The sequence below is a fragment of the Pseudomonas sp. genome, assembly GCF_040514055.1.
Classification (GTDB): Bacteria; Pseudomonadota; Gammaproteobacteria; order Pseudomonadales; family Pseudomonadaceae; genus Aquipseudomonas.
Genome location: NZ_JBEVDL010000054.1, coordinates 1 through 5,463, shown reverse-complemented (window position 1 = coordinate 5,463; position 5,463 = coordinate 1). Strand labels below are relative to the sequence as shown.

Below are 5,463 nucleotides of genomic sequence, written 5' to 3'. Positions count from 1 at the left end.
AGGTACCGCACCTGCTCGCCCGCCACGGTGAAGGCTTGCTGAGGCAAATGGTGGCGGTGGCCGACCTGACTCGCCAGGGCTTCGCCAGTGGCGACCTTTCCACCCTGATGTCGCCGCGCTGCGTGATCTCCTGGGCGGAGAACATGGAGATCTTCAGCGACCCGGCCCTGGCCTTCCGCCTTTCGTTCCTCAACAAATGCGATGAAGCAGAGCGGCCGATCGTCGCCGAATACTACCAACGCTGCTTCGACCAGGAGCTCGGCGAATCGGCGTTCCCCCTGATGGCCTCGGCCTGAACCCCACAAGAGGATCACCATGAACCCGCCGCCGCGCCGCGAGAAACGCCAGCAACAACTCGAAGAACTCTGCGCGGCAACGCTGCGGGCACTGTCCGGGGAACCCCTGGTACGTTATCGGGGCGGCCGCCTGGAGGTGCGGGAACGGCACTTTGCGGTGCGCGCCCCACACCTGCACCCAGACCCCGAGCACGATGAGAGTCGAGCCTGGCGCGGGGTGGCTGACAGCCTGGCGCTGCGTTTAAAGCACAGTGATCAGGCGCTGGTCCGCCAGGTACTTCCGGCACAGCCCATCGAACGCCTGGTGTTCGAACTGATCGAGCAACTGCGCGTCGAGTCGTTGGTCGCCGACTGTCATCCCGGCGTCCGGCGTAATCTGCTGCGGCGCTTCGAGCAGTGGAGCCAACAGTTTCTCGACGCAGGCCAGGCCGAGGGACATGTCGGCCTGCTGCTCTTCACCCTCGCGCAGATGACCTGGATTTTGCTGTGCGGCGGCCGCGCCGGGGAACAGACGGAGATGCTTATCGAAGCACCGCGCTTGAGCCTGCTCGGCCATTTCGGCGCGGCCTTCGGGCTGCTGCGCCGCTGTCGGCATGACCAGGTAGCGTTCACCGAGCATGCCTTGCTGATTGCCGCCAAGGCACAGGAGCTGATCGAGCACCTGGACGCCGAACTGCTTGGTAACGACGAGCGCAAGGTCTCGGACATCGCTGAAAAGACTCATCTGGCCTTTGCCCTGTTGCTGGACGTGGATCAGGATGGCGATGGCGACGTCAGCACCAGCGGTGCTGCCCAAGGTCATCCACGCGGCAGCGACGATGCCTTTACCTACCAGGTGTTCAGCCGCGACTACGATAGCGAGCGTGATGCCACCCGCCTGGTACGCCCCGAATTATTGCGCGAACTGCGTCAGCGCCTGGACCGTGGCCTGGCCGGCCAGGGCCTCAACCTGCCTCGCCTGGCCAAGCGCCTGGGCGCCCTGCTGGCCTCGCCTCGTCGCGATGGTTGGGCCTTCGCCCAAACCGACGGCCAGATCGACGCCGGGCGCCTCAGCCGCCTGATCATCAGCCCCGAACAACGGGAGATTTTTCGTCACGAGCAGGAGCGTCCGCACAGCGATTGCCTGGTCAGCCTGCTGATCGACAACTCCGGCTCCATGCGCAACCACATCGACAGCGTCGCCTTGCTGGCTGACGCCTTCAGCCGTGCCCTGGAACTGGCGGGCGCGCGCAGTGAAATCCTCGGCTTCACCACCGGCCAATGGAACGGCGGGCGCCCCCTGAAGCGCTGGCGCGCCACGGGCCAGCCGGCCAACCCGGGAAGGCTCAACGAGCTGAGCCATGTGGTCTACAAGAACGCCGAAACGTCCTGGCGCCGCGCGCGGCCGAACATTGCAGCGTTGCTCAAATCCGATCTGTTTCGCGAAGGCATCGACGGCGAGGCCCTCCTGTGGGCGCGTCAGCGGCTGCTGCAGCGCGAGGCACGACGACGCATCCTGATCATCATCTCCGACGGCTGCCCGATGGACAGCGCCACCCACCAGGCCAATCAGCAGGACATCCTCGACCTGCACCTCAAGCAAGTGACGCGGCAGATCGAGCAGGAGCGCAGCATCGAGTTGTACGCCCTGGGCGTCGGCCTCGACCTGAGTACCTACTACCGCCACAGCCTGGAGCTTGATTTGTCTGGCAGCCTGGACAATGCGGTGTTCGACGAGATCCTGCGTCTGCTCAGCGGCCGCCATTGAACGCACCCCGGCTAACCTCCAGACAATAAAAAGTCGCCTCACGGCGACTTTTTCCTGCAAACCCTGGTGGGTCGTTACAACTAACTGTTCACGGGGACGATTTGCGGCAGGCCCTTGATCCGCCGCCAGATGCTGCGACTGATAAACGCCAGCAGCAGGATCGCCAGGCTGACGACGCCCAACGCCAGCGGCATGCGCTGCTCCGGGATGAAGGCCATGCCGGTCACGATGCCCAGCATGCCGAAGATGGCGACGTAGGTCAGATAGGGATAACACCACATCCGCACCTTGAGTTTCTCCGGCGCCTCGCGTTCCAGCTTCGCACGCAGGCGCAGCTGGGACAGGGCAATCAGCACATAGACAAAGATCGCCACCGTGCCATACGAGTTGACCAGAAAGGCGAAGATGGTGTCGGGCGATATGTACGACATGACCACCGACAGATAGCCGAACAGCGTACCGAAAAAGATCGCCCGGCGCGGTACGCCACTCGAAGACAGCTTGGCCAGGCTGCGCGGTGCGTCGCCGCGTTTGGTCAGTGCAAACAGCATGCGCGAAGACGCGTAGATGCCCGAATTCAGACACGACAGCACGGCGGTCAGCACAATGGCATTCATTACGTGCGCGGCCCAGTCGAAGCCCATGGCTGCTAGCGCACTGGAATACGGCGTGAGCATCGCGGGCGAGTCCCAGGGAACCAGGGTGACCACCAGAAAAATCGAGCCCACATAAAAGAAGAGGACGCGGGTGATTACCGAGTTGGTGGCCCGCGCGACGGAGCGCACCGGGTCGGAAGACTCGGCAGCCGCCACGGTGACAATCTCGGCGCCGAAATAGAACCCGGTCGCCGCCACCGCGCCAGTCAACACCGGGCCGATGCCGTTGGGCATGAAGCCGCCGTGACTGAGCATCGTACTCAACCCATGGTGGGTTTCGGTCGGCCACATCCCTAGCAGGTACAGCCCGCCCAGCAGCAGGAAAACCATGATGGCCGCGACTTTGATCGAGGAGAACCAGAACTCGAACTCACCGAAGGAAGCGACCGAGCACAGGTTAGTCAGGGTCAGAATGATCATCAATGTCAGGCTGATGCCCCAGGCCGGAACATCCGGCAGCCAGAACTGAATGAGCGAGGCGCCAGCCACGGCCTCCACGGCGACGACGATCACCCAGAAATACCAGTACATCCAGCCGGTAAGAAAACCGGCCAGTTGGCTCGCCTGTTTATGATCGGCCCAGGCCATACGTGCGTATTCGTAGAAGGATCCGACGGTCGGCAAGGCACAGGCCATCTCGCCAAGCATGCGCATGATCAGGATGACCAGTATGCCGGTGACCAGGAAGGAAATGAGGGCCGCAGGCCCCGCAGACTGGATGACCACCCCGCTGCCGACGAACAGGCCGGCACCGATGACACCACCCAGGGCGATCATGGCCATGTGACGTTGCTTGAGCCCCGATTGCAGACCGCCGTTGGCGCCCTCCGACCGGGTTTGTTGAGGTACGGACATGCTGCTCACCCCATTCGTTTTTATTGTAGGTTGAAAGTCAGTACAGAAGCAGTCAGGCATCGTCCTGGTAGGGGGATCGACCCTGGCTGCCTTCGCAGTGTCTTCCGGGAGTGCCAAACTTTTTAGATCCAATTGCGGCGCGCTGCTGGGGCCACGTCTTTTGATGAGCGCCAGATGATTACGCCTGGATTCTCAGCGCACTGATGATAAAAGCATGCAGGCCATTCACCGCTTTCGACCCACGCGAAGCACGGCTACGCAGAATCGACACCTCCATCGGCTCAATGCTGCCCAAGCCGTGCTCGCTGCCCAAGACCTGAAGCGATGGCTGCACGGTGCACTGGGTAATCGCGGCAATCGCGAGCCCGCCCTCCACTGCCGCCACCTGGCCCGCGAGACTCGAACTGTTGTAGACCACCTTGAATTGGCGGCCCCGTTGGGTCAGCGAATTCACGGCATATAGCCGAGCCAGGCTTGCGCTTTCGTAGACGGCGATCGGCACCGGGTCGCGCCTCCAGAGTTCAAACTGGGGAGAGCCCACCCAAACCATCGGCTCCTTGAAGAGAAACGTCCCGCTTTGCGCCGAGTCCCTGGACACCAGCGCCAGATCCAGATCACCGCTTCGAACCCGCGGAATAAGCGCAGTCGACTGCTCACAGGTCAGCTCAATTTCCACCCCGGCATAGCGCGGCGAAAAACGCTTCAGAAGCGGCGTGAGATACCTGGCCGCATAGTCCTCCGCGACGCCAAGGCGAATCCGCCCGGACAACTCCTCACCGTGAAAAGCCGCCTGGGTCTCGGCATGCAATGCGAGCATGCGCCGGGCGTAGCTCAACAGCGTCTGGCCATCGTCGGTCAGTTGCAGGTGCCTTGGGCCACGACTCAACAACTGCCGTCCAAGCGCGGCCTCCAGCTTCTTCATCTGCATGCTGACAGCGGACTGCGACCGGTTGACCTCATGGGCAGCGCCCGACAGCGAACCGGCATCCACCACCGCCACGAAGCACTTGAGCCAATCGATCTGCAAATCACTGGCGGGCATGGCAAATCCTCTATTCGTTAATCGAATGGCTAATACTTGAATTATGCGCTTTTCATGACAATGCTTCACCCGCAAGATCCTGACCCAATCAACGCTTTGTGGATCTGCCCATGCCATTCGATACCTGGTTGCTCTACCTCATTACCTGCTTCGGCATCGCCGTCGTGCCAGGGCCGAATGCGTTACTGGTGCTGACCCATGGCGCGCTTCACGGCAGCCGCAGAACACTGTTCACCATCAGCGGCGGCGTCCTCGGCTTTGCCGTGGTGCTTGCGCTGTGCGCTTTGGGCCTGGGTGCACTGATACAGGCATCGGCGACCTGGTTCACCGTATTGAAGGTGGTTGGCGGGCTGTATCTGATCTGGCTGGGCTGGGGGCTGTGGCGGTCTGCGCCGGTCAGCCTTGAACCCACCGGTGCTACAAGCTTTCGACGCTGGTCGCTGTTCCGCCAGGGACTGGTGTCGGCACTTTCAAATCCCAAGGCACTGCTGCTGTTTACTGCGTTTATTTCACCGTTCCTGGATCCGCACAGGAGCATCATTGCGCAAACGGCAGCGATTGCGCTGACGTATGCGGTGGTAGAGTTTGTGGTTGAGTATATGGTGGCAAGTGCAGCGCATCGGGTGCGGCCTTGGCTGGCTCGGACCGGGCGGCGTTTCAATAAGGTGTGTGGTGGGTTTTTTGTGGTGTTTGGGTTGGCGTTGCCGATTCATTCGTGAGGGTGTCAGCCGATTTTGCGTATCCTTAAGATGTATGCTGAAAACTGCCGAATCTCAGGCGTTGTTCTTCAAGCGCTTAAGAGGTTTTGAACATGTCAAAGAAGCAAGAAGCGGATGCGCCGGTAGTGACTGCGGCCGATATTGAACG

At 61.6% G+C, this 5,463-nt stretch carries 4 protein-coding genes and 1 pseudogene; 3 read left to right on the top strand and 2 right to left on the bottom strand.

The genetic code is table 11. The features are described from left to right. Together ABWY06_RS12930 and ABWY06_RS12925 are read left to right on the top strand one after the other, a co-directional pair. A pseudogene (locus tag ABWY06_RS12930) lies at nucleotides 1–296 on the top strand (cobaltochelatase subunit CobS); the annotation flags it as partial. 19 nt (nucleotides 297–315) lie between these two features. Then, the gene (locus tag ABWY06_RS12925) at nucleotides 316–2,043 is read left to right on the top strand and encodes a cobaltochelatase CobT-related protein (protein ID WP_353925971.1); all 1,728 of its coding nucleotides are present in this window, start codon (nucleotides 316–318) and stop codon (nucleotides 2,041–2,043) included. An 80-nt stretch (nucleotides 2,044–2,123) separates the two neighbouring features. Here the strand turns inward: ABWY06_RS12925 and ABWY06_RS12920 are convergent, their stop codons facing one another. Both ABWY06_RS12920 and ABWY06_RS12915 read right to left on the bottom strand, forming a co-directional pair. Then, nucleotides 2,124–3,554, bottom strand: coding sequence for an amino acid permease (locus tag ABWY06_RS12920; protein ID WP_205896001.1), 1,431 nt, complete (start codon nucleotides 3,552–3,554; stop codon nucleotides 2,124–2,126). A 178-nt stretch (nucleotides 3,555–3,732) separates the two neighbouring features. Further along, nucleotides 3,733–4,596: a LysR family transcriptional regulator gene (locus ABWY06_RS12915; protein WP_122838356.1), complete on the bottom strand. Its 864-nt coding sequence runs from the start codon at nucleotides 4,594–4,596 to the stop codon at nucleotides 3,733–3,735. Between the two features lie 110 nt (nucleotides 4,597–4,706). Between ABWY06_RS12915 and ABWY06_RS12910 the strand changes: the two genes are divergently transcribed. After that, the gene (locus tag ABWY06_RS12910; protein ID WP_353925970.1) at nucleotides 4,707–5,315 is read left to right on the top strand and encodes a LysE family translocator; all 609 of its coding nucleotides are present in this window, start codon (nucleotides 4,707–4,709) and stop codon (nucleotides 5,313–5,315) included. Nucleotides 5,316–5,463: the final 148 nt, after the last annotated feature.

What these genes read in the sequence shown, in the direction of transcription:
- ABWY06_RS12925 (WP_353925971.1), top strand. Translation starts at nt 316, where the DNA reads ATGAACCCGCCGCCGCGCCGCGAGAAACGCCAGCAACAACTCGAAGAA.
- ABWY06_RS12915 (WP_122838356.1), bottom strand. Translation starts at nt 4,596, where the DNA reads ATGCCCGCCAGTGATTTGCAGATCGATTGGCTCAAGTGCTTCGTGGCG.
- ABWY06_RS12920 (WP_205896001.1), bottom strand. Translation starts at nt 3,554, where the DNA reads ATGTCCGTACCTCAACAAACCCGGTCGGAGGGCGCCAACGGCGGTCTG.
- ABWY06_RS12910 (WP_353925970.1), top strand. Translation starts at nt 4,707, where the DNA reads ATGCCATTCGATACCTGGTTGCTCTACCTCATTACCTGCTTCGGCATC.